Source organism: Sphingomonas sp. R86520 (assembly GCF_042466285.1).
GTDB lineage: Bacteria > Pseudomonadota > Alphaproteobacteria > Sphingomonadales > Sphingomonadaceae > Sphingomonas.
Window position 1 is genome coordinate 2,203,407 of the sequence record NZ_JAXHBZ010000001.1, and the last position, 21,081, is coordinate 2,224,487.

The following is a 21,081-nucleotide window of genomic DNA, read 5'->3' on the forward strand; positions in this document are numbered from 1 at the left end:
CCTCTCCCCTCCGGGGAGAGGGTCGGGGTGAGGGGCAGTTCCAGGCGCCACACTGCTCGGCGACCCCTCACCCCAGCCATCTCTCCAGAGGGGCGAAGGAGCAGCACACCTCAGTCCTCGGTAATCCGGCTATGCGCCCGCGTGTCGCGCATCCGCAGATACACCACCAGCGACACGCCGATCATCGCCGTCACGTACCAGTAGAAACCACGCTCCATCCCCTCGTTCTTGAGCCACAGCGCGACATATTCCGCCGTCCCCCCGAACATCGTGTTGGCCAGCGCATAGGGCAGCGCCACGCCCAGCGCGCGGATGTGCGCCGGGAACAGCTCCGCCTTCACCACCGCGTTGATCGCGGTGTAGCCCGTCACGATGAACAACGCCGCGACCACCAGCGCGAACGCCAGATAGGGATTGGTCGCCGTCTCCAGCACGGTGAAGATCGGCACCGTGAACACCAGCCCCGCGACGCCGAACCCGACCATCAGCGGCTTGCGCCCGATCCGGTCCGACAACGCCCCCGCGACCGGCTGGAACGCGGCATACAGCGCCAGCGCCGCGGTCATGATCAGCGTCGCGGATTCGCGGCTGAACCCGCTCGTGTTGACCAGGAATTTCTGCATGTACGTGGTGTACGCGTAGAAGGCGAGCGTACCGCCCGCGGTCAGCAACATCACCGTGAACGCCTCGCGCGGATATTTACTGAACAATTGCCAACCGCTCGACTTCGGCGCGCCATCGGTCTTCGCCTTGGTATAGCTCTCGGTCTCGAGCAGCCCGCGACGGATGCGGAACACGACGATCGCCAGCACGCCGCCGACCGCGAACGGAATGCGCCAGCCCCACGCGTCTAGCTGCGCGGTGTCCAGCGTCGATTGCAGCAATAGCAGCACGCCGAGCGCGAGCAACTGCCCCGCGATCAGCGTGACGTACTGGAAGCTGGAGAAGAAACCGCGGCGCGATTTCCTCGCCATCTCCGACAGATACACGGCACTCGCGCCATATTCGCCGCCGACGCTGAGCCCCTGTATTAGGCGCGCGAACACCAGCAGCGCAGGCGCCACCCAGCCGATCGTCGCAAAGCCCGGCGTGATCGCGATCAGGAACGAGCCCGCGCACATCAGCGTGACCGACAGCGTCAGCCCCGCCTTGCGCCCGCGCCGATCGGCATAGATGCCCATCACCCACGCCCCGATCGGCCGCATCAGGAAGCCGACCGCGAACACCGCCGCGACGCTCATCAGCTGCGCGGTCGGGTTGCCCTTCGGAAAGAATACCGGCGCAAAATACAGGCCGAACGCGGAATAGACGTACCAGTCGAACCACTCGACGAGGTTGCCCGCCGACCCACCGAGGATCGACTTCAGCCGGGTCTTCTGGTCGCGCTCCATCACTTCACCCCCTGGGTCGGAAAGCCGCGCTTCTTGAGAAGAGCGTTCACGTCCGGATCGCGACCACGGAACGCGCGATACGCCTCCGCGCGATCGGTCTCGTTACCCGTCGACAACAGGATCTTCGCGAACCTGTCCGCCGTCGCCTTGTCCCACGGACTGCCCGCCTCCTCGAACGCCGCGAAGGTGTCGGCGTCCATCGTCTCGGACCACAAGTAACTGTAATAGCCCGCCGAATAGCTGTCCGACGCGAACAGATGCTGGAACTGCGGGATACGGTGCCGCATCACCAGCTGCTTCGGCATGCCGATCTCGGCCAGCGTCGCCGCCTCAAACGTGTCTGGATCGATCACGCCGTCAGCCACGGTGTGGATCTTCATGTCGACGATCGCGGACGAAAGATATTCAGTGGTCGCAAAGCCTTGGTTGAAGGTGCGCGACTTTTCGATCTTGTCGAGCAGGTCCTGTGGCATGGCGGCCTTGGTCTGGTAATGCCGCGCATATTTGTCGAGCACGTCGCGGGTCAGCAGCCAATGCTCGTTCACCTGGCTCGGATACTCGACGAAGTCGCGCGGCGTGCCCGCGAGCCCCGGATAATAGACGTTCTGCAGCATCGCGTGGATCGCATGGCCGAACTCGTGGAACAGCGTCTGCGCATCGTCGAGGCTGATCAGGATCGGCTCGCCGGGCGCGCCCTTGGCGAAATTGTTGTTGTTTGACGACAGCACGAGCTGCGCCGGGGCTAGGCCCCGCTGCCCACGATACGTGTTCGCCCACGCACCCGATCGCTTGCCGGTCCGCGCAAAATCATCGCGGTAGAACAGCCCGACGTCCTTGCCGGTCTTGTCCGTCACGCTCCACACCCGCATGTTCGGCTCGAACACGGGTACGGTGCCAGTGATCTCCTTGAAGTTCAGCCCGTACAGCCGGTTTGCGGCATACAGCGAACCCTGAAGAATGTTGCCGAGCTCGAAATACGGCTTCAGCTGCGCCTGATCGAGATCGTACCGGGCTTTACGCACCTTCTCCTGGTAGAAGCGGTAATCCCACGGCTCGATCGTCAGCGAGGTACCGGCGACCTTTTGCATATCCGCGACTTCCTCGGCCACGCGCGCCTTCGCGGCTGGCCAGACGCGCATCATCAAGTCCATCGCCGCGGCGGGCGTCTTGGCCATCGTATCCTGCATCCGCCAGTCGGCATGCGTCTTGAACCCGAGCAGATGCGCACGGTCGGCGCGGAGCTTCACGATCTGCGCGATCGTCGCATTCGTGTCGTTGGCATCGCCATTGTCGCCACGATTGATGAACGCGCGCCACACTTTCTCGCGCAGCCCGCGATCGGTCGCATAGGTCAGCACCGGATCGACCGCCGAGCGCGTGTTAACTATCGCGAAGCCCGGTAGCTTCCGCTCGGCAGCAGCAGCCTTGGCCACCGCCTTCACGCTATCCGGAAGGCCAGCGAGTTGCGCTTCGTCGGTGATCGAGATCGCCTTGCTCTCATCGGCGAGCAGCTTCTCGCCGAACGTCGAGAACGCGGTCGCGAGTTGCTGGTTATACTGCGAAAGCTTTGTCTTCTGCGCGTCGGTAAGCTTGGCGCCCTGCCGCACATAGCTATCGTAGATCCGCGTCACGAGCCGGATCTGCTGCGCGTTCAAGCCACTCGAATTGCGGCTCGCGTAGATAGCCTGGATGCGCGCGAACAGCGGCTTGTCGAACGTGATCGCGTCCGACGCGGCCGAGAATTTGGGCGACCATTCGCGGTCGAGCTTCTGATACGCCGGCGTGTTCATGTTGCCGGTCATCACGCCGAACAGCGTCATAACCCGGCCGTAACGCTGGCCCGCAAGCTGCATCGGCACGATCGTGTTGGCGAAGGTAGGTTCGGCCGGATTGTCGGCGATCTTGCGGTATTCCGCGGCGCGCTCGGCGAGCGTCGTCTCGAACCCCTGCGGGAACAGCTCGGGGCGAACCCTGTCCCAAGGCGGCACTCCGCCCATCGGCCCGGTCCAGTCGGCGAGCAAGGGGTTCGCGACGGGCGTCGTCGAGGTCGCACCGGTCTGCGCCACGATCGACGTAGACGCGATCAGCGCAACGGCACTGGCGGCAAGGTATAGAAACGGCACATGGATCTCCCGGTCGATGTCCCGGGTATCATAGAGACAAAGTTACGTAGCGGAAGGCACGGGCGCGATCCAAGCCGTGCTCGTCCGTACCGAAACGCGATCCGCATGACGCAGGTGCGGCTCGTAGATCCCGAGCATCGTCGCAGCTTGGGCCACGGAAATTCAAGGTCGGGGGACGTTCGCGGCCGCGGATTTCGCGCGCTAGGTTCCACTCGCGAACTCGCCCGTCGTGCTCAGTCGCCCCGGAACCCGTACAAATATTGCGGTTCGAACTCTGCGACGGTGGCAAGCGCTTTCGGATCGATGATACGCACTTCGTTGGCCTTGAACGTGAGCAGGTTCTTCTCACGAAGCGCGCGCAGCACCCGATTTACATGGACGCCGGTCAAGCCGGTCGCCTCGGCGAGATCGGGTTGGGTCATCGGCAGCGCGAACCGGCCGTCCGCCGCCAGCCCGACCATCTCGAGCCGCGTGTTCAGTTCGCAGAAAAGATGCGCGATCCGCCCTTCCGCGCCCAGCCGACCAAGCCGGAATATCCATTCGCGGTGCATCGCCGCGTCCAGCAACGTGCTGAACCAAAGTTTCTGTGTCAGATGCGGATAGCGCTCGGTGACCGTCTTCAACGTCGCATGATCGAAACACGCCACTTTGACCGGACCCAGCGTGGCGATGTCGTGGTCGAGGCGCTTCATGGGAAACGCATGGAGATCGACGAAATCCCCCGGCACGTGCACCGCGACCAACTGCCGCTGCCCCTGGCGATCGTCCATGTACCGACACACGAACCCTTCCAGCAGCAGCGTGCTGGTATCGATGAGATCTCCGGCGCGGACGATCTGCTTGCGGGCCGGAATTTGCCGCACCGATCCGATGCTGTCCTCCAGGACGCGCTTTTCGTCTTCGCTCAACTCATGACGGCCGCGGCCCATGAGAAACTTTTCTGAGATCATCCAAGCCCCTTCTTCGATCGGTCCCGTACCGCCGGGCGGCATAAAAGAACAGATTGGGATTCGTACTGATACACATCAAAACTCGTGGCGTGAGCGAAACAATGACATCGCTCGGGGGTTCCACCCCGACCATGTATCAACCAGCATTTCAAAACGATCACCCGCTCGCGCGCAAATTCATCGCGAACGTGCAGGCGCCGCAATTCCCGTGCGTCGGCGCAAAGTCGGCGCTTGCCAAGGGCCAGATGGACATCATCGTCGCGCGCGACGTTCGCTCCGCGTGGGACGACATGCGGATCTCCCCCGCGCTCGGCGAGACCGTCCGCAAATATCGCGAGGACCGGGCGATCTTCCGGACGCTGATCGTCCTCTTCGAAGCGCCCGCCTTGTTGTCCGAAGAAGAGTTCGAAGCGCACCTCTGGGCGCGGGCGCAGTCGTTGAGCGACAAGGACGAGTGGCTCGGTTACCGTCCTGATCCTTCGGTGAGCAGCGATCCGGACGATCCCCATTTCTCGCTGAGCTTTGCCGGCGAGGCGTTCTTCGTGGTCGGCCTGCACCCGAATGCCAGTCGTCCGGCGCGAAAGTTCGAATCCCCGGCGATGGTGTTCAATCTGCACGACCAGTTCGAGGTGCTGCGCGACCAGCAGCGCTATGACAAGCTGCGCTCGTCGATCCTCGCGCGCGACCTCGAATATGCGGGTTCGATGAATCCGATGCTGGCGCGACACGGCGAATCGAGCGAGGCACGCCAATATAGCGGGCGGGTCGTCGACGAATCCTGGAAATGCCCGTTCAAGCGAGGTGACGCGCGTGGCTGACATCAAGACGATCCCGCCGCGTTCGGGTGCGGGGTTCACGCTCGACAAGGGCCAGACTCTGACCGTGATCGATCCCGAGGGGCGTCAGGTCTCGGACCTCCTCGCCTACAATCGCGCCGACGTGCGCGAAGCGATCTCGTCGGGCCGAACGCTGGATTACGCCAGCCGGCTGTACCTGACGACCGGCGACCTGCTTTACTCGAACCGCAGCAACGTGATGCTGGAGATCGTTTTGGACGATGTCGGACGGCATGATTTCCTGCTGACGCCATGCTCGAAGGAAACCTTCGCGATCATCTACGGCGACACCGATCCGCATCGCGGTTGCTTCGGCAACCTCGCCGAGGCGCTCGCCCCGTGGGACATCGAACCGGACCAGATCCCGGTCGCGTTCAACTGTTTCATGAACGTGCCGATCAACGGCGAGACAGGGACGTTCACCGTCGAACCTCCGCTGAGCAAGGCCGGCGACACGATCGTGTTCCGCGCGGCGATGGATCTGGTGATCGGCATGACCGCGTGCTCGGCGCTGCAATCCAACGGGGGCAGCTTCAAGCCGATCCAGTACCGGATCGACTAAGCTTAGACGGCACGTTCAGCGCCTTTGGTAAAAGATGTGCGACTTAACCGTCGCCACCTTTACCAGCGATCCGCGCCAATACGGTACGAGCCAGTCGGTATGGTAATGGGTCGCGCCGCCGACCGGGGAATAGACATAGCCGTTCAGTGCCCGCTCGGCCGCATGCCGCGCCTGCTCCCAGCCGTCATGCTCGGGGCGACGTGCCTGCGATCCGTCGCAGGTGAACGAGAACTGGCACCCGGTCTTGCGGTCGGCCCCCTGATAGACGACCCCGCACACGGTCTTGGGAAAGCCGCGTGCGCCGACCCGGTTGAGCACGACCTGGATGACCGCGCGCTGACCCTCGCGATCGCTGCCGGCTTCGTAGAGCGCCACGGTCGCCAGGCATTCCGTCGCCTGCAGGCGTGCGGCTGGGCCGCCGACAAAGCGAAACGGTTTTGCGCGTTTGCGTTTGTCGGTCGCGATCGGGACCAGCGCATTCGACGCGCGCGCCTGCGCCATCGTCAATCGTGGCTTACGGTGCGCAGTCGTGGTTTCGGTTGGCCATGGCAGGTCCGTCAGCGACCCGAAGATCGCCGCGAACGCGACCACGGCGCCGAGCAGGAGAAGCCAATGCTCGGACGAAGGCCTCAGCCTGGACTGGTTGCGCCGCCGCGATGAGACATATCGGACCGGTCGCTTCGCCATCCCGCGTCCTTACCGACGAAATTTTTGCAAGGAAACGATCGGAATGTTGCTCGCCCTTAGGGTCAAAGCCGGATCGCTGGAAAGAGATGGTGCCCCTGGCCGGAATCGAACCAGCATGCCTTGCGGCAACCGATTTTGAGTCGGTCGCGTCTACCAATTTCGCCACAGGGGCAGCGGCGGGTTGGCTAGACGAAGCTTTCGTCCGCCGCAAGCCACTTGGTGCCGCAAAATGCGTGCCCTCAGTTTCTTGGCGGCTGCCGGCGGTAGCTGAGCGCTTCGGCGATATGGATGCGGCCAACGGTTTCACTGCCGGCAAGGTCGGCAATGGTGCGGCCGACCCGGAGGATACGCGTATAGCCGCGGGCAGTCAGGCGCATCGCTCCGGCAGCTTGCGCGAGCAGTCGACGGCCGGCTTCGTCGGGGGTGGCTACCGCATCGAGCAGCGGGCCGTCGGCTTCGGCATTGGTACGGACCGGATGGTCGCGGTAGCGGTCGGTCTGGATCGCCCGCGCGGTAGCCACGCGGGCGGCGACTTCGGCGGACCCTTCGGTCGGCGGCGGCAGGATCAGGTCGGCGGCGCTGACGGCCTGGACATCGATATGAAGATCGATCCGGTCCAGCAGCGGCCCTGACACCTTCGCCTGATAGTCGGCCGCGCATTTGGGCGCTCTCGCGCAGGCGAGGCTCGCATCGCCGAGGTGGCCACACCGGCACGGGTTCATCGCGGCGATCAGCTGCACCCGCGCCGGGAAGGTGACGTGCGCATTGGCGCGAGCGACGCTGACGGTTCCGGTCTCCAGCGGTTGGCGCAGCGAATCGAGGACCGCACGCTGGAATTCGGGAAGTTCGTCGAGGAACAGCACGCCGAGATGCGCGAGGCTGACCTCGCCGGGCTTCACCTTGAGCCCTCCCCCGGTCAGCGCCGCCATCGATGCGGAATGATGCGGGGCACGGAACGGGCGCGTGCGGGTCAGGCGACCGCCGGTCAGCGTGCCGGCGACCGATTGCACCATCGATACTTCCAGCGCTTCGGCGGGATCGAGCGGCGGCAGGATGCCGGGCAGGCACGAGGCCATCAGCGACTTTCCCGACCCGGGCGGACCGACCATCAGGAGATTGTGCGCGCCGGCCGCAGCGATCTCCAGAGCGCGCTTCGCGGTTTCCTGTCCTTTTACCTGGCGGAGATCGGGGCCGTGACCGGCGGGTTCGGCGACACCGGGCTTGGGCGGACTAAGAAGGCCGTGGCCCTTGAAGTGGTTCAGCAGCGTCAGGAGATCGGGCGCGGCGATCACCTCGATCTCCCCCGCCCAAGCCGCCTCGGAGCCTTGAGCCGCGGGACAAACCAGCCCCTTCCCTATCTCCGACGCATGGAGCGCCGCCAGCAGCACGCCCGGCGACGCAGTGATCCGCGCGTCGAGCCCGAGTTCACCAACGATCACGTAATCGGCCAAGGCCTCGGCATCGACCACGCCCATCGCCGCGAGCAAGGCGAGCGCGATGGGTAGATCGAAATGCGATCCTTCTTTCGGAAGATCGGCGGGCGACAGGTTCACCGCAATACGTTTGGGCGGCAGCGACAGCCCCATCCCGGCGATCGCGCCGCGCACGCGTTCGCGGCTTTCGCCGACTGCTTTGTCTGCCAAACCGACCACGTTGAAGGCGGGAAGTCCTGGAATCAGCTGGACTTGCACCTCGACCGCGCGCGCTTCCAGCCCGAGATACGCCACCGTCGCAACGATCGCTGCCATGCCCGCTCCCCCGCGACACGACGTCACGCCTTATTCATACCCGATTTGCCATGTCTGCAAGCATGAGCGGCAGAACGCCGTCTTGCGAACCTAATACACCGGACCCACATGCCCTCCGTGAAAGCAGTCCGCTCCCCCGTTCTTCGCATCGGCCAGTTAGGGCTCGGTGTGCTGTTGATCCTGGGCGCGCCGCTGCTCGCACCGCTGCCGGGACCTGCCGGGATATTCCTGTTCGCGGGCGGGATGGTGCTGGTCCTGCGCAATTCACGGTGGGCGCGGCTGAAATGGGCGCGATTGAAGCGCCGCTGGCCCCGGACAGGACATTTCGTCGATCGGATGATGCGTCGGCAGAGCGCGATGCGGCGGCATGAGCGGGCCAAGGCGGTCAAAAACGCTACCGTCGCGCCGGGTGTGAATTGACTTACCCCGCCCCTTTCCGTAAGCGCCCAGCCATCAAGGCCGTCCCTGTGGCGGCCGTTTTCTATTTGATGACCTAGGGAATGACCAATGAAGCGGACCTTTCAGCCGAGCAACCTGGTACGCGCACGCCGTCACGGCTTCCGCGCACGGATGGCGACGGTCGGCGGCCGGGCAGTGATTCACGCACGCCGCGCCCGCGGTCGCAAGAAGTTGTCGGCCTAACCATTCTAGACAAACGCCGCGATTTTCTCGCGGCGAATGCGGGGAAGCGCGCACCGATGCCAGGATTCGTCCTGCTCATGCGTCCCCGCGATGACGGTGACGACACGATGCGAATCGGCTTCACCGTCACCAAGAAAATCGGCAACGCCGTCGTCCGGAATCGCATGAAACGGCGGTTGCGGGCGTTGGCGCGTGAGCTGTTGACAGAGCGCGGCATTGCCGGGGCCGATCATGTGTTGATCGGGCGCAACGGCGGCGTCGAGCGGGATTACGCTTTGTTGCGGACCGAGCTGGGTAAGGCTTTTCGTAAGGTTACGCCGCAAGCTGCTGACACGCCAGCAGGTAAGGTTGCCACCCCCGCGGACACCACCACCCCGGCGAAGGCCGGGGCCCAGGTGGGAAAGCGGCCGTGATGCAGCACCGCCCTTCGTTAGCTGCGTTCCCCAACTGGGCCCCGGCCTCCGCCGGGGTGGTATCTAAGATTGGGTGGCGCGGTGCAGAACGGGCGATTGCCCCCCGCCCCTTGTTCTCCCGCGAAGGCTGGAGCCCAGACTGGGTCCCCGCCTTCGCGGGGAAACAATCTAAGGGCCTCCAAGGCTCGGCCACATCGTGCTAGCCCGCCTTCTCATCCTCATTGCGCGCGGCTGGCAACTGGGCCCCTCCCTCGTCCTGCCGTCGAGCTGCCGCTATGATCCTTCGTGTTCCGCCTATGCAATCGAGGCCGTTGGGCGCTATGGCGCGCTCAAGGGAGGCTGGTTGGCGGCGAAGCGTATCGCGCGTTGCCATCCTTGGGGCGGGTACGGACCTGACCCAGTTCCCGGCCATGCCCCAGATATCGACAAGAAACTGAAAGACGCCGCCCTGTGAAAGACGACAAGCAGAATTTCGTGCTGTTCGCGGTGATCGCGGCGCTGATCCTGTTCGGATGGCCGCTGATCCAGGGCAAGTTTTTCCCGACCGCGAATCCCCCGGTCACGAAGATCCAGGGCGGCAAGACCACGGCCGTCGCGAACCCCGCAGCCGATCCCGCTGCCGACGGCGCCGCCGCGATCGGCGATCGCAACGCGGTGATCGCCAGCACGCCGCGCATCCGCATCGAGACGCCCCGCGTGTCCGGCTCCATCAACCTGAAGGGCGCGCGGATCGATGATCTCGTGCTCAAGGGCTATGACGAGACCGTTGCGAAGAACTCGCCGCCGATCCGCCTGCTTTCGCCCGCCGGCGCGCCCGACGCGTATTTCGCTAGCTTCGGCTGGCGTGCGCAGGGCCTCGCCCCGCCCGCCGCCGACGCCGTCTGGACGCCGTCGGGCGCCACCACGCTGACGCCGACCACGCCGGTCACGCTCGACGCGACCAACGCCACCGGCCAGCGCTTCCGCATCCAGATCGCGGTCGACCAGGATTACATGTTCACGGTCCGCCAGACCGTCCTCAACGCCGGCACCGCGCCCGTCCCCGTCGCCACCTATGGCCTCGTCAACCGGGTCGGCATCTCGAAGGATCCGTCGTCGATGACGATCCATGTCGGGCCGATGTCGGTCGACAATGGCGGCGCGCACTACCGCCCGAACTACAAGGACATCGACGCCGCGGCGCAGAAGTTCACGACGACCGGCGGCTGGCTTGGTTTTGCCGACAAATACTGGCTGACCGCGATCATCCCGGACCAGGGCCAGGCGTTCGACGGCCAGTTCCGCGCCGGCGCCAACAAGGCGTACCAGGCCGATTACGCGCTACAGCCCAAGCAGGTTGCACCCGGCCAGTCGATCACACAGGTCTCGCGCTTCTTTGCCGGCGCGAAGGAAGTCCGCCTGCTCGACCGCTACACCGATCAGGCCGGCGGCGTCGCCAAGCTCGACTACGCGATCGACTGGGGCTGGTTCCGGATCGTCGAGAAGCCGATCTTCTATTATCTCGACTGGCTGTTCCGCATGGTCGGCAACTTCGGCGTTGCGATCATCCTGCTGACGGTAACGATCCGCGGCCTGCTGTTCCCGATCGCCCAGCGCCAGTTCAAGTCGATGGCCGCGATGCGCGCCGTCCAGCCGAAGATGAAGCTGCTGCAGGAGAAGCATAAGGACGACAAGGTCCGCATGCAGCAGGAAGTGATGGCGCTGTACAAGGCGGAGAAGGTCAATCCGCTCGCGGGTTGCGCTCCCACGCTGCTCCAGATCCCGATCATGTACGCGCTGTACAAGGTGCTGATGCTGACGATCGAGATGCGTCACCAGCCGTTCGTCGCGTGGATCAAGGATCTGTCCGCGCCGGATCCGCTGACGCCGCTCAACCTGTTCGGCCTGCTCGCGTTCACGCCGCCGCACATGATCGCGATCGGTGTCGTGCCGATCATCCTGGGCATCAGCATGTACTTCCAGTTCAAGCTGAACCCGACGCCGATGGACGACACGCAGAAGCAGGTCTTCGCGTTGCTGCCATGGGTGCTGATGTTCGTGATGGCGCCGTTCGCGGTCGGCCTCCAGGTGTACTGGATCACGTCGAACTGCCTGACGATCATTCAGCAGAAGCTGTTATATGCCCGCCATCCGGGCCTGAAAGCGCCGGTGACCAAGTGAACGACGTTCCCAACCCCGGCGCGAACCTCGGTCCAGACCTCGAGCAGACCGAGGCGCCGTTCACGCCCGAAATGCTGGAGCATGCGCGGAAGTTGTTCGCCGGCCATGTCGGTTTTCTGAAGTCCGCGCCGACGCTGGAGTTCCTGCCCGATGCGTCGGTGCCGGAGGTGGCGTTTGCCGGCCGCTCGAACGTCGGCAAGTCGTCGCTGTTGAACGCGCTCACTGGGCGCAACTCGATGGCGCGCACGTCGAACACGCCGGGCCGTACGCAGGAGTTGAACTTCTTCGACGTCGGCGCGCCGCTCGCGTTCCGCCTCGTCGACATGCCCGGCTACGGTTTTGCGAAGGCGCCCAAGGACGTCGTCAAGAAATGGCGCTTCCTGATCAACGATTTCCTGCGCGGACGGGATGTCCTCAAGCGCGCGCTCGTGCTGATCGACTCGCGCCACGGCATCAAGGACGTCGATCGCGAGATCCTCGAGATGCTCGACAAGGCGGCGGTCAGCTATCGCATGGTCCTGACCAAGGCGGACAAGATCAAGGCGTCCGAGCTGGTCGATGTCACCGAGCGCACCGCGATCGAAGCCCGCAAGCGTCCGGCCGCGCATCCCGACATCCTCGTCACGTCGAGCGAATACGGCATGGGTATTCCCGAGCTTCGTGCGGCGGTGGTTGAGGCCGTCAGCTAAAAGAACGACTGCGGATCGGTCTGTTGTTTTCGGCTGACACACTGTGTCAAACTTCGTAGCTTCCCGACAAAGGGGAGTGTGTATGCGAGTGCGTTTCGGGGCGATGCTGGCGATGGCTGCGATGCTGTCGGGCTGCGGGGGTAGCGACAGCGGGAATGTTTCGACGGGCGGCAGCACGCCCTCACCGACCCCGACGGCAAGCGCCGGGTGTTCGTTGCGCGAGCGCCAGGATTGGGCCGCGGCGCAGCTGCGCGAATGGTACCTGTTCCCGGACACCCTGCCCGCAAGTCTCAGCCCCACGCCCTACACGACCGTCGACGATTATATCGACGCGCTGACCGCGACCGCGCGGGCACAGCGCAAGGATCGGTATTTTACCTATCTGACGTCGATCAAGGACGAGAACGCCTATTATAATTCCGGATCGAGCGCGGGCTTCGGCTTCCGGCTCGGTATCGATTCGACCAATCGCCTGTATGTCATCGAATCCTTCGAAGGCGCGCCCGCACTGGCCGCCGGACTCGATCGCGGGACGGAGATCGTGGCGGTGGGCACGACGACCTCGAACCTGCGGACGATCACCGCGATCATGGCGGCGGAGGGCAGCGCCGGTCTGACGACGGCATTGGGGCCGGACACCGTCGGCACTTCCCGCGTTTTCCAGATCGCCGATGCCGCGGGCACGCGCACGGTGACCGTTGCCAAGTCCGATTTCACGCTGCAGCCGGTGTCGTCGCGCTACGGCACGCAGATCATCCAAGATGGCGGACGGAGCGTCGGCTACGTCAACCTGCGCACCTTCATCTCGACCGCCGACCCGGCGTTGCGTCAGGCGTTCGCGCGCTTCCGTGCGCAGGGCATCACCAACGTCATCGTCGACCTGCGCTACAATGGCGGCGGGCTGGTCGCGACGGCCGAGCTATTGAGCGACCTGATGGGCGCGAACCGATCGACGTCCGAGGTCGTCGACTACACGACCTTCCGTACCGAGAAGGCGGCGAACAACAGCACGCGCTTCTTTGCGCCTCAGCCCGAATCGATCGCGCCGACCAAGATCGCCTTCATCGGTACCGGCGGCACCGCGTCGGCGAGCGAATTCGTGATCAACGCCTTCATCCCGTACCTGCACGCGAACGCGGCGCTGATCGGCACCAACACCTTCGGCAAGCCGGTCGGGCAGATCGCGCTCGACAAGCCCGACTGCGACGACCGTCTGCGCGTGATCGCGTTCGCGACACAGAACGCCGCGCGACAGGGCGCCTATTTCGACGGGTTGGCGACGAAGGTCGAAGCGAGCTGTCGCGCGAACGACGATATCGGTTATCCGCTCGGCGATCCGCGTGAGGCATCGACGCGGCAGGCGCTGGACTTCCTGGCAGGGCGTAGCTGCACGGCGATCGCCGGCACCGCGAGCGCACAGTCCGCGCGGACCACCGTCGTACGCCAGGACCTGCTGATGTCCACCGCACCGAGCACGGCCCAGCGCATGGTGCCCGGTTCGTTCTAGGCGGGCGGCGGCGGCCAGCGGCGCCGGTAAATGGCGCTCGGGCCTTGCCGCTGGAATTTCGGCGGTCGGCACTCGGCACTCGGCCGCATTCCCCCAGTCCGTCACCCCAGCGAAAGCTGGGGTCTCCCGCGTGGTGGATGACGGATGCCAAACGCGGAGATCCCAGCTTTCGCTGGGATGACGGCTGCGCAGATCGCAAAGGTAACCAAAGGCGGTCGCCTGTCCGACAGGAGATCACCACCGTCACCACCGCCCACCGTGAACCGTAGCGTACAAGCGCCCTCAACCGACTCCGTTCAGCCAAGCGAAAGCCGGCTGGGCCGACGACGCCGACTTGTTCTCCAGAATGTGATACGCCCACGCCGACCATGATTGACGTCTCGATTACAGCGCGTTCCCCGATCGCCGACATCCGCCGCGAAGCCGCGTACGCCACCCCCGCGCTACCCGATTATGGCTGGTGGATCGGTGGCGGCATGATCGCCAGCTTGGCGGCGCTGGCCGGGATGATGCACCTCGCCGGCCTGTCGATCGATCCGTCGAACGTCGACAATATGCCGTTCTACGTCGCTGGCCTGATCCTGCTGGTCCTGCGATTCGGGCTGCGCAACAATAACTGGCGCCATGCCCGCGCGGTCGCCGATTGCGCCGAATATTACGGCGTCTTCACGATGCTCGCGCTGATGGGCGCAGTTGCGAGCTACCCGGTCGCGACGATGACCGGGGGCTTCCACGATGCGGCACTCCAGCGCATCGACGTGATGCTGCATTTCGACTGGCTCGCCTGGTACCGGCTGGTCGCCGCGACGCCGGTCCTGCAATGGCTGGGGCTAGCGGCCTATCGCAGCATCTACCTGACGCCTGCAATCCTGTTCGCGATCTTCGCGTTCGCCGGCGACCGGGTGGCGGCGCACCGCTTCCTCGCGGTCTTCTGGCTGACCGCGATCGGCACGCTCATCCTCTACGCGTTCATGCCCGCGGTCGGGCCGTTCTCGTATCTGTGGCATCATCCGATCGCCTACATGCCCGAGAGCGAACAGTGGCAGCAGGGGCTGATCCCGGCCCTGCGCGCCCATACCGAGCGGGTGGTCGATCTCGGCCATCTGCGCGGCATCGTCTCCGCGCCGAGCTTTCATGCCGCCGCTGCAACGCTGTACATCAACGCCGCCTGGCGGATGCCGCGACTGCGCTGGCCAGTGCTCGCGCTGAACGCCGCGATGCTGTTGTCGACGCCGGTCGAGGGCACGCATTACCTGATTGACATCCTGCTCGGCACGATGGTCGCGCTGGCGGCGATCGCGACGCTGCACCGGATCATGCCGCGGGAGATCATGAGCGTTGCCGCGGCACACCCGCCCCGCTAGTCCAGCCTCATGAAACTGATCATCGGCAACAAGGCCTATTCCTCGTGGTCGCTGCGCGGCTGGCTGGCCTGCAAGCAATCCGGGCTTCCGTTCGAAGAGGTGGTCGTGCCGATGTACGACGCCGATTGGGAAAAGCGCCGCTCCGGCGACGAGTTCGCGCCATCGTCGGGCAAGGTGCCGATCCTGTGGGACGACGACGCGGTCGTGTGGGACAGCCTCGCGATCGTCGACTACCTCGCCGATAAGGTCGGGCGTGAGCGGTTCTGGCCCGAGGACAACGCCGCACGCGCGATGGCGCGGTCGATGGCGGCCGAGATGCATTCGAGCTTCCAGGCGCTGCGCCGCAAGCACAGCATGAACGTGCGCCAGGTATTCCCCGCGCGCACGCCCGACGACGACGTGGTCGCCGAGCTACAGCGGATCATGGAGATCTGGGCCCAGGCACGCGCGCGCTTCGGCGGTGACGGCCAGTTCCTGTTCGGCCAGTTCGGTGCAGCGGACATCATGTTCGCACCGGTCGTCACGCGGATCGTTACCTATCAGTTGCCGATCGCGCGCTTCGCCGCGGGTTACATGCAGGCGATGTTCGAGCATCCCTTCATGCAGGACTGGATCGCCGCGGCGCAGGAAGAGGAATGGGTGCTCGAGCAATATGAGCAACCCGTGACGACCCCTGCCTGATCGACCCGACATGATCGACCCGGTCGTGTTAGCGCAGGCGCTGATCCGCGCGGACAGCGTCACGCCGGCACGTGGCGCGGTGTTCGACGTGCTGGAGGCGGCGCTGGTGCCGCTGGGTTTCGCCGTCGACCGGTTCGTGAGCGGCGAAGCCCCTGACGGGCCGGTCGAGAACCTGCTCGCGGTGCGCGGCGACGGCCCGCGCCACCTCGCGTTCGCGGGTCATGTCGACGTCGTCCCTGCCGGTGACGGCTGGACCGGATCGCCGTGCTCGGGCGAGGTTCGCGGCGATCTTCTCTACGGGCGCGGTGCCGTCGACATGAAGGGCGCAGTCGCCGCGTTCGTCGCCGCCGCCAGCCGCAACGACGCCGTTCGAGACGGGGGCACGCTGTCCTTGATCATCACCGGCGACGAGGAAGGTCCGGCTACATACGGCACGGTCGCTGTGATGGAGCGCATGGCGGCGCGCGGTATCGTCCCCGATCTTTGCCTGGTCGGCGAACCGACCTCCGTGGCGCGGCTTGGCGACATGGTGAAAATCGGGCGTCGCGGCTCGGTCAATATCTGGATCGACGTTCCCGGCCGGCAGGGGCACGTCGCCTACCCGCACCTCGCCGACAACCCGATACCCAGGCTGATCGCGATCCTCGCCGAGATCGAGGCCGTGATCCTCGACGAAGGGACCGACTGGTTCCAGCCGTCGAACATCGAGGTCACCGACCTCGCCGTCGGCAATACGGCGCACAACGTCATTCCGGCAAAGGCTTCGGCACGTTTGAGCATTCGCTTCAACGACCGTCACCGCGGCGAGGACCTGATCGCGCGCATCCGCAAGATCGCGCACTCTCACGCGGACAATGCTGTGGTCAGCGGGCGCGTCTCGGGCGAGGCATTCCTCACCAAGCCTGGCGCGTTCTCCACCCTGCTATCGGATGCGATCGTCGCGGCGACCGGGATCCTGCCAGAACTCTCGACGACCGGAGGCACGTCCGATGCCCGCTTCCTGTCGAAACTCTGCCCGGTCGTCGAATTCGGCCTCATCAACGCGACGATGCACAAGATCGACGAAGCGGTCGCGGTGGCAGACCTGCGGACGTTGACCGATATCTACGATAGCGTGATCACTCGCGCGTTGCGCTGACGGCGCGGATGCTACGGCTGTCGCTCGGCACCGTATCGGTGTATTCTGACCCGAATCCGATGCGTTAACCAGCATATTAATCGAAGATACAACTAAACTAGATCAAGTTGCCCGGGCCATGGAGGTCAATATGAGCGACGAAACACCGGCTGAAGGTGCCAATGTACGCGCATGGCGCCTACAGGTCTCGTACCATCACAAGCGGGCGGCGCAGGAGGACAAGCTTGCGGAATCTTCGCAGACCGAGACCGGCCGTGCCGCGCATCTTGCCCTCAGCGAGCGACATCTTCATCTCGCGGCGTCCGCCGAACGCGTCGTCGCCATGCCCGATGCGGAACGGCCACAAAGCTCGTCGCTCCAGCATACCGGTTGGCTGATGCGCGAAAGCTTCGGCGATGCCGAATAGGCGTGCGCGCTACCCGACCGGTTCAGACGATATCGGTCTTGCCCAGGTTGATTCCGTCATACAGCGCCAGCAACGCTGCGACCTCCTCGACTACGGTTTCCTGCTCGGCGCGCCACCGTTCGGTCGCGTCGTGCGACGGTATGCCGTCCTGCCCGTCATGCAGGGTAAACCCCTGATCTATCAACCAGATCGCGTCGGTCGCCCGCGAACGCTGACGTCGCAGGTGATAGACCCATTGCTCGATGATCCCCGAAGGTACCAGTCTATCCAGATCGCCCATCGCGTCGGGTTAGGCCAACGTCATCGACAATACCAGCCGTCGGATCGGCGTTTCGACGAGGCGGCAAGAATGGCCCTGGTCCGTCCGGATACTCGCGGGCGTGCTACGCTCGATCCTCGCGGGACATGCGCCGGCAACATACCCGGCATACCATTTGACCGATGAACTATCTGCCGCACCCTTCCGTGATCGAACGTCGCATGGACGATCAATCGGTGCTGGCGCGCCGCGCGCCGACGGCGACGATCGCACGCATGCATGAGGATCTTGCGCGATTGTACCGGGACCAACTGATCGCGCTGCTCAAGCGCTGAGGTGAAATGTGATGCTGCTGGGCACGTCTCCCGGTTAGAAGCCGGGCGATGACATCGCCCGATAACCGCTCCGCCACGCCCGATCCCCGATCGTTATGGATCGGAACGTACGACGGCGGAGGTGGCGCCGGCCTGTGTCCACTGCAATTGAACGCAAACAGCCTCGCCGCGGGCCTAGCCTATGACGGCGCCTATGACGGCGCGCGAAACGCCGCGTTCGGTGTCTATTCCTCGCGGTTCGACCTCCATTACTTCGTCGACGAGCAGGACGACGGGGCGATCGGCGTTCACCGCCGCACGGAATCGGGTTGGCTTCGGCTTGCGCGGATCGGCAGCGGCGGCGCGGCGCCCTGCCACGTCGCGCTCGACCAGACGCAGTCCTGCGTAGCGGTCGCCAACTATGCCAGCGGGAGCGTCAGCGTATTTCGACTGGATCGCACCAGCGGCCTGCCGGTCGAACCGCCGATCATATACGTCAACGCCGGCAGCGGCCCGAATGTCGAACGCCAGCAGTCACCGCACGCGCATTGGGTTGGCTTCAGCCATGACAATCATTGGCTGTACGCGACCGATCTCGGCACGGATGCGGTGCTCGCATTCCCGTTCGACGAAGATTCCGGGACGCTCGGCACGCCGGTTACGGCGTTCGGTGCAGCGGCTGGATCGGGGCCCCGGCACATGCTGCTGCATGGCCGTCATCGAAACGTCGCGTATCTGGCCTGTGAACTCGACAGCACACTAGTCGTGCTGGACGTCAACGATGGCGCGCTCCGCCGCCGCGCTGCACTCTCGACGCTTCCCGCCGCGTGGCAGGGCGCGAATATTCTCGCGCATATCGGCGCGAACGCCGCAGGCGATCGGCTCTACGTGTCGAACCGCGGCCATGACAGCATCGCGGTCTTCGCGCTGGACGACGACGGCGATCCGCATCTCATCCAGCACGTCGCCAGCGGTGGTGCTTCGCCGCGTGTCTTCCTGCTGCTGGAGGACATGCGGCGGACGGTCGTGGTGCACGAACGCGACCACCGCGTCACGATCCTCGACATCCTGTCGGACGGGACGCTGGCCCCGACCGACATCGCGGCCCATGTTCCGGGCGCCGCGTTCGCGTTCGTCAGCTGACGCTGGCGATCAGCAGCGTCAGTTCCTCGCGGACCGGGTTCGCCTCGACCGGCACCGGCTTCAGGGCGCGGCGCTTGACCGGGTAGGAGGCGCGTACGGCATCGCACAGGTCCTTGACCGATACGCGGACGCAGGCCCCCTCGTCGCAGACCAGGCGCGGCTTGCTCGTCGACAGCACGCACGTCACCGGTGCGCCGGCCCATGCCGGGACTGCGCTGGCCAGCAGGCATAGCGATGCAATCCGCAAAGCGGTTGTCTTGATAATCATGTGTCTGGCCCCCCACAGGCGGTTCGTTTTGGTGAAGCCACCGTTAGGGACCAACTGGTTGCGATAGTGTTTCGATCGTCGGCCAATCGTTCCGGCACGGTTTCGGTCATAAGGAAATGACAGATACCCCGGCTTAGTCCGCAGCGATCGGCCCCTGCGGCGGATCGGCGCGACGCGTGAACCAGACCAGGACGATCAGCGCGAGACACAGCCAGGACGACAGCCGGAACAAATCCGTCGAGGCGAGCAGATACGCCTGCCCGACCATCTGTCGCGTGATCGCTGCCGCCGCCTGGACGTCGGTAAGCCCCATCCGCGCCAGCCCCTCGCGCGCCATCTGGTACGGCGACGCCGCGCCCACCGCCTCCGACAGCCGGCTCTGGTGCAGCGTCTCGCGGCGATCCCAGGCGGTAGTTATCAGCGACGCGGCAAAGCTGCCCGCGGTGATGCGGGCGAAGTTCGAGATGCCCGTCGCGGACGGCAGCCGTTCCGCCGGGATACGGTCGAACGAAATCGTCAGCATCGACAGGAAGAACGTGCTCATCGCGATCCCCTGCACCAGCATCGGCAGCATCAGGTCGTAGAAGCTCGCATAGGTCGTGTAGCCCGAGCGCAGGTAATAGGAGTAGCCGAACGCCGCGAACGCCACGCTGGCGAGGATTCGCGCATCGAACTTGCCCGCAAGCTTGGCGACGAACGGCGTCAGGATCACCGCGACCGCACCCGACGGGGCAGCGACCAGCCCGGCCCAGGTCGCGGTATAGCCCATCTGCGTCTGCAACCAGAGCGGCAGCAGCAGCGTGTTGGCGAAGAACACCGCATAACCGAGGCAGAACGCGGTCGTGCCGATCGCGAAATTGCGGTTCTTGAACAGCGACAGGTTCACCGCCGGGTTGGCATCCGTCAGCTCCCAGATCAGCCAGCCGACGAAACCGATCGCGGCGATCACGGTAGCGATGACGATCCGGTCGGCCGCGAACCAGTCGTCGTTCTTGCCGAGATCGAGCACGATCTGCAACGCGCCGACCCAGATCACCAGCAGGATCAACCCGACCTGGTCGATCGGCAGTTTGCGCGTCGGCGTGTCGCGCTTGCCCAGCTTGTTCCAGCAGACGAACGCCGTGAACACGCCAAACGGCACGTTGATCAGGAAAATCCAGCTCCAATGGTAATTGTCGGAGATGTAGCCGCCGAGGATCGGCCCCATGATCGGCGCGACCAGCGTCGTCATCGACCAGATCGCCAGCGCCGTCCCGCGTTTGTGCGCGGGGAAGATCGCGATCAGCAGCGCCTGGCTGCCCGGAATCATCGGCCCCGAGACCGCGCCCTGGAGCACGCGGAACCCGATCAGCGACGGCAGGTCCCATGCGATCCCGCACAGGAACGACGCGATCGTGAACAGGAACACGGACACGCAGAACGTCCGCACCACGCCGAACCGGCCCATCAGCCAGCCCGTAAGCGGCACGGCCACACCGTTGGCGACGGCAAACGCGGTCACGATCCACGTCGAATTATCGCTCGATACGCCGAGATTGCCGGCGATCGTCGGCAGCGACACGTTGGCGATCGTCGTGTCGAGCACCTGCATGAACGTGCCCAGCGCGAGCGCGAAGGCGGTGAGCGCGAGCGATCCGCCGACGAGGGGGGCGGGACCGGGACCAGAGGGCGCGGCCATTATGCAGCGCTCCGTTTTGAGCAAGGTACCCCAGCGGAGACGCCCCCCCGGCGAAGGCCGGGGCCCAATTGGGAAACGTCGCTGATGAAAGGCGGCGTTCCGTTACGACCACCTCTCCAACT

General features: G+C 64.9%; 22 protein-coding genes and 1 tRNA gene. 14 read left to right on the forward strand and 9 right to left on the reverse strand.

Annotated elements, in window-relative coordinates; genetic code table 11:
• Positions 1-110 precede the first annotated feature (110 nt).
• The 3 genes from SJY41_RS10040 to SJY41_RS10050 all read right to left on the reverse strand — a co-directional run bounded on the left by SJY41_RS10040 (position 111) and on the right by SJY41_RS10050 (position 4,464).
• On the reverse strand, positions 111-1,391 hold the full coding sequence (locus tag SJY41_RS10040; RefSeq protein ID WP_380781324.1) for an MFS transporter: 1,281 nt from the start codon (positions 1,389-1,391) through the stop codon (positions 111-113).
• Positions 1,391-3,514, reverse strand: a complete 2,124-nt coding sequence (locus tag SJY41_RS10045; RefSeq protein ID WP_380781326.1) for a M3 family metallopeptidase — start codon at positions 3,512-3,514, stop codon at positions 1,391-1,393. Before SJY41_RS10045 ends, SJY41_RS10040 begins: the two co-directional genes overlap by 1 nt.
• 233 nt (positions 3,515-3,747) lie before the next feature.
• Positions 3,748-4,464: a Crp/Fnr family transcriptional regulator gene (locus SJY41_RS10050; protein WP_380781328.1), complete on the reverse strand. Its 717-nt coding sequence runs from the start codon at positions 4,462-4,464 to the stop codon at positions 3,748-3,750.
• 101 nt (positions 4,465-4,565) lie between these two features.
• Here SJY41_RS10050 and gntA point away from each other — a divergent pair, with 101 nt between their 5' ends.
• Both gntA and SJY41_RS10060 read left to right on the forward strand, forming a co-directional pair.
• Entirely contained in the window at positions 4,566-5,282 is a 717-nt protein-coding gene (gene gntA, locus SJY41_RS10055) for a guanitoxin biosynthesis heme-dependent pre-guanitoxin N-hydroxylase GntA (protein ID WP_380781330.1), read from the forward strand.
• Positions 5,275-5,862 (forward strand): DUF1989 domain-containing protein, encoded by a 588-nt coding sequence (locus SJY41_RS10060; protein ID WP_380781331.1) that lies wholly within the window; start codon positions 5,275-5,277, stop codon positions 5,860-5,862. The genes gntA and SJY41_RS10060 overlap by 8 nt, the downstream gene beginning before the upstream one ends.
• Before the next feature lie 15 nt (positions 5,863-5,877).
• Here the strand turns inward: SJY41_RS10060 and SJY41_RS10065 are convergent, their stop codons facing one another.
• The 3 genes from SJY41_RS10065 to SJY41_RS10075 form a co-directional block, all read right to left on the reverse strand.
• The gene (locus SJY41_RS10065) at positions 5,878-6,549 is read right to left on the reverse strand and encodes a cell wall hydrolase (RefSeq protein ID WP_380781333.1); all 672 of its coding nucleotides are present in this window, start codon (positions 6,547-6,549) and stop codon (positions 5,878-5,880) included.
• 87 nt (positions 6,550-6,636) lie between these two features.
• A tRNA-Leu gene (locus SJY41_RS10070) sits at positions 6,637-6,721 on the reverse strand.
• Positions 6,722-6,788: 67 nt separating this feature from the next.
• Positions 6,789-8,297 carry a YifB family Mg chelatase-like AAA ATPase gene (locus SJY41_RS10075; RefSeq protein WP_380781335.1) on the reverse strand — a complete coding sequence of 503 codons (1,509 nt, stop codon included), beginning with the start codon at positions 8,295-8,297 and terminating at the stop codon, positions 6,789-6,791.
• A gap of 168 nt (positions 8,298-8,465) precedes the next feature.
• Between SJY41_RS10075 and SJY41_RS10080 the strand changes: the two genes are divergently transcribed.
• From SJY41_RS10080 to SJY41_RS10130, 11 genes are all read left to right on the forward strand, one after another.
• Complete coding sequence (locus tag SJY41_RS10080; protein ID WP_380781337.1) at positions 8,466-8,717, forward strand: hypothetical protein; 252 nt, start codon at positions 8,466-8,468, stop codon at positions 8,715-8,717.
• An 87-nt stretch (positions 8,718-8,804) separates the two neighbouring features.
• The gene (gene rpmH / locus SJY41_RS10085; RefSeq protein WP_031393806.1) at positions 8,805-8,939 is read left to right on the forward strand and encodes a 50S ribosomal protein L34; all 135 of its coding nucleotides are present in this window, start codon (positions 8,805-8,807) and stop codon (positions 8,937-8,939) included.
• Between the two features lie 56 nt (positions 8,940-8,995).
• Positions 8,996-9,352 (forward strand): ribonuclease P protein component, encoded by a 357-nt coding sequence (gene rnpA, locus SJY41_RS10090; RefSeq protein WP_380781339.1) that lies wholly within the window; start codon positions 8,996-8,998, stop codon positions 9,350-9,352.
• 196 nt (positions 9,353-9,548) lie between these two features.
• Positions 9,549-9,806: a membrane protein insertion efficiency factor YidD gene (yidD, locus tag SJY41_RS10095; protein WP_380781341.1), complete on the forward strand. Its 258-nt coding sequence runs from the start codon at positions 9,549-9,551 to the stop codon at positions 9,804-9,806.
• Complete coding sequence (yidC, locus tag SJY41_RS10100; protein WP_380781343.1) at positions 9,803-11,512, forward strand: membrane protein insertase YidC; 1,710 nt, start codon at positions 9,803-9,805, stop codon at positions 11,510-11,512. The genes yidD and yidC overlap by 4 nt, the downstream gene beginning before the upstream one ends.
• Before the next feature lie 71 nt (positions 11,513-11,583).
• Positions 11,584-12,201, forward strand: coding sequence for a ribosome biogenesis GTP-binding protein YihA/YsxC (gene yihA, locus SJY41_RS10105; RefSeq protein WP_093399584.1), 618 nt, complete (start codon positions 11,584-11,586; stop codon positions 12,199-12,201).
• Between the two features lie 82 nt (positions 12,202-12,283).
• Complete coding sequence (locus tag SJY41_RS10110) at positions 12,284-13,708, forward strand: S41 family peptidase (protein ID WP_380781345.1); 1,425 nt, start codon at positions 12,284-12,286, stop codon at positions 13,706-13,708.
• Positions 13,709-14,076: 368 nt separating this feature from the next.
• Positions 14,077-15,072 carry a phosphatase PAP2 family protein gene (locus SJY41_RS10115; protein WP_380781347.1) on the forward strand — a complete coding sequence of 332 codons (996 nt, stop codon included), beginning with the start codon at positions 14,077-14,079 and terminating at the stop codon, positions 15,070-15,072.
• 9 nt (positions 15,073-15,081) lie between these two features.
• A complete protein-coding gene (locus SJY41_RS10120) occupies positions 15,082-15,753 on the forward strand; it encodes a glutathione S-transferase family protein (RefSeq protein ID WP_380781348.1) in 672 nt (223 codons plus the stop codon).
• Between the two features lie 10 nt (positions 15,754-15,763).
• On the forward strand, positions 15,764-16,891 hold the full coding sequence (gene dapE / locus SJY41_RS10125; RefSeq protein WP_380781350.1) for a succinyl-diaminopimelate desuccinylase: 1,128 nt from the start codon (positions 15,764-15,766) through the stop codon (positions 16,889-16,891).
• A 130-nt stretch (positions 16,892-17,021) separates the two neighbouring features.
• On the forward strand, positions 17,022-17,297 hold the full coding sequence (locus tag SJY41_RS10130) for a hypothetical protein (protein WP_380781352.1): 276 nt from the start codon (positions 17,022-17,024) through the stop codon (positions 17,295-17,297).
• Positions 17,298-17,319: 22 nt separating this feature from the next.
• On the opposite strand, the gene SJY41_RS10135 is transcribed toward SJY41_RS10130, so the two are convergent.
• Complete coding sequence (locus SJY41_RS10135) at positions 17,320-17,577, reverse strand: hypothetical protein (protein WP_380781354.1); 258 nt, start codon at positions 17,575-17,577, stop codon at positions 17,320-17,322.
• Positions 17,578-17,939: 362 nt separating this feature from the next.
• On the opposite strand from SJY41_RS10135, the gene SJY41_RS10140 reads away from it, so the two are divergent.
• Positions 17,940-19,013 carry a lactonase family protein gene (locus tag SJY41_RS10140; RefSeq protein WP_380781356.1) on the forward strand — a complete coding sequence of 358 codons (1,074 nt, stop codon included), beginning with the start codon at positions 17,940-17,942 and terminating at the stop codon, positions 19,011-19,013.
• Here the strand turns inward: SJY41_RS10140 and SJY41_RS10145 are convergent.
• Positions 19,006-19,281: a hypothetical protein gene (locus tag SJY41_RS10145; protein WP_380781358.1), complete on the reverse strand. Its 276-nt coding sequence runs from the start codon at positions 19,279-19,281 to the stop codon at positions 19,006-19,008. The two genes, SJY41_RS10140 and SJY41_RS10145, sit on opposite strands and share 8 nt — an antisense overlap.
• A gap of 133 nt (positions 19,282-19,414) precedes the next feature.
• A complete protein-coding gene (locus SJY41_RS10150; protein WP_380781360.1) occupies positions 19,415-20,959 on the reverse strand; it encodes a DHA2 family efflux MFS transporter permease subunit in 1,545 nt (514 codons plus the stop codon).
• Positions 20,960-21,081 lie beyond the last annotated feature (122 nt).

Bases quoted from the DNA above. Each gene is read 5' to 3' on its own strand.
- SJY41_RS10115 (WP_380781347.1), top strand. From the start codon at position 14,077: ATGATTGACGTCTCGATTACAGCGCGTTCCCCGATCGCCGACATCCGC.
- dapE (WP_380781350.1), top strand. From the start codon at position 15,764: ATGATCGACCCGGTCGTGTTAGCGCAGGCGCTGATCCGCGCGGACAGC.
- SJY41_RS10050 (WP_380781328.1), bottom strand. From the start codon at position 4,464: ATGATCTCAGAAAAGTTTCTCATGGGCCGCGGCCGTCATGAGTTGAGC.
- rnpA (WP_380781339.1), top strand. From the start codon at position 8,996: ATGCCAGGATTCGTCCTGCTCATGCGTCCCCGCGATGACGGTGACGAC.
- SJY41_RS10065 (WP_380781333.1), bottom strand. From the start codon at position 6,549: ATGGCGAAGCGACCGGTCCGATATGTCTCATCGCGGCGGCGCAACCAG.
- SJY41_RS10135 (WP_380781354.1), bottom strand. From the start codon at position 17,577: ATGGGCGATCTGGATAGACTGGTACCTTCGGGGATCATCGAGCAATGG.
- SJY41_RS10110 (WP_380781345.1), top strand. From the start codon at position 12,284: ATGCGAGTGCGTTTCGGGGCGATGCTGGCGATGGCTGCGATGCTGTCG.
- rpmH (WP_031393806.1), top strand. From the start codon at position 8,805: ATGAAGCGGACCTTTCAGCCGAGCAACCTGGTACGCGCACGCCGTCAC.
- gntA (WP_380781330.1), top strand. From the start codon at position 4,566: ATGACATCGCTCGGGGGTTCCACCCCGACCATGTATCAACCAGCATTT.
- SJY41_RS10075 (WP_380781335.1), bottom strand. From the start codon at position 8,297: ATGGCAGCGATCGTTGCGACGGTGGCGTATCTCGGGCTGGAAGCGCGC.
- SJY41_RS10120 (WP_380781348.1), top strand. From the start codon at position 15,082: ATGAAACTGATCATCGGCAACAAGGCCTATTCCTCGTGGTCGCTGCGC.
- SJY41_RS10040 (WP_380781324.1), bottom strand. From the start codon at position 1,391: ATGGAGCGCGACCAGAAGACCCGGCTGAAGTCGATCCTCGGTGGGTCG.
- SJY41_RS10140 (WP_380781356.1), top strand. From the start codon at position 17,940: ATGACATCGCCCGATAACCGCTCCGCCACGCCCGATCCCCGATCGTTA.
- SJY41_RS10145 (WP_380781358.1), bottom strand. From the start codon at position 19,281: ATGATTATCAAGACAACCGCTTTGCGGATTGCATCGCTATGCCTGCTG.
- SJY41_RS10130 (WP_380781352.1), top strand. From the start codon at position 17,022: ATGAGCGACGAAACACCGGCTGAAGGTGCCAATGTACGCGCATGGCGC.
- SJY41_RS10150 (WP_380781360.1), bottom strand. From the start codon at position 20,959: ATGGCCGCGCCCTCTGGTCCCGGTCCCGCCCCCCTCGTCGGCGGATCG.
- yihA (WP_093399584.1), top strand. From the start codon at position 11,584: ATGCTGGAGCATGCGCGGAAGTTGTTCGCCGGCCATGTCGGTTTTCTG.